Annotated in this window: 1 protein-coding gene and 2 pseudogenes; all 3 read left to right on the top strand. The window is 41.3% G+C overall.

Annotated elements, in window-relative coordinates:
• Positions 1–87 (top strand): annotated as a pseudogene (locus QTN95_RS20695) (IS200/IS605 family transposase); the annotation flags it as partial.
• A gap of 144 nt (positions 88–231) precedes the next feature.
• The gene (locus tag QTN95_RS20690) at positions 232–498 is read left to right on the top strand and encodes a hypothetical protein (RefSeq protein ID WP_331418855.1); all 267 of its coding nucleotides are present in this window, start codon (positions 232–234) and stop codon (positions 496–498) included.
• Between the two features lie 436 nt (positions 499–934).
• A pseudogene (locus tag QTN95_RS20685) lies at positions 935–1,314 on the top strand (hypothetical protein); the annotation flags it as partial.

The following is a 1,314-nucleotide window of genomic DNA, read 5'->3' as shown; positions in this document are numbered from 1 at the left end:
GGAATTAATGAAGAAATCATTCGACGTTATGTAAGACATCAGGAGAAGAAAGAGCGCGTGGAACAGCAACAATTAGCGCTGGACTAAACAAAGGCCCCCTTTTAGGGGGCTCACACAAAGCCACCTTCTTTAGAAGGTGGTAATTTACATTCCCTGAGCAAAAAGAAGAGTTACTTGCTTACTTAAAAAAGACTTTTCCCAACATAGAGATCGTCAAAATCAAAAGGCTTAATGACCAATATAAACACCCTGTTTATCAGCAAGATGAAGAGAGTGCAACAGAGTAACGCTCTCGCTTTCTCACAAACTCATCAGATTTTCGTGGCAGCACTGGTCGACACCATAACCATACTTTTTAGCATGCCGTTTAACTGGCAAGCCTCAAAGCATCAACAACTGGGCTATATAGCGTCAGGTAGAAAACAAGGTGATTTAACCGTAGAGCCTGCGCCAAAAGAATTTGGCACTCGTATTATTGAAGTGAGAATAGACCAATGAAGAATAACCAAAGCATAGAGTCTCTAAAGGAACAACTTTATAACGCTGATGTAGCCTACTCTTGGGAGCACAAAGGATTGGGTGGCAAATACGAACACCTGTGGAGGTGGGGAGTGGCGTTCTTTGTCAACTATTCAATATTTGTTTTTTTTTGGTTTATTCTTGAAGATTTTACTGTAGACACCCCCCAGGGTAACCGCATGAGTAGATAATTTGTAAACGAAAACCACTCTCTTTGTTAACTTGCTAAGAGTTGAGCAGCGTAAGTCGAGATTTATGCGGTCAAGAAACAAACAGGGATAAAAGATAAGTACCTTCACACAACCATCTTACGGTTAATGATTTGTGAAATTTAACATTAATTCAACTCATGCGCTCGCCCTGAGACACCCCCATGTTTTGGGTGGCTTTTGTTTTGATGACGATGATGATGTTGATGACAAGGTATCTATATTTACCTGATAAACATCGCTGTTATCACCTAACTGCACAGGGTATTCGTTACACAGAACAAGATATGATCCCAGAGGTGGCTTATAAAATCGTGCGTGGTTTTGCTTGGGTGGGGATTGCGGTGTGTGTTATTGCGGTTTTGTTACTTGGCCCGTTAGCCTTAGTGGGTGCGGGGGCATTTGCACTGATGTCATTTGGGATGACCAATTTTCAGCCAACCGTTGATAAGTCTTATGTGCTTATAGATGATCGCAGTGTCGTGTTTAATCTAACTCATGACTCAGTGCTGTCATTTGGAAGCCCTAATCGAGAAACATTAGACTATATAGGGACTGTTTTTATTTCGACGCTTGATCAAAAAAC

It is taken from the genome of Vibrio sp. M260112, from assembly GCF_036533775.1.
GTDB lineage: Bacteria > Pseudomonadota > Gammaproteobacteria > Enterobacterales > Vibrionaceae > Vibrio.
The sequence above is the reverse complement of the archived record's forward strand: the minus strand, read 5'-3'. Positions and strand labels throughout refer to the sequence as shown.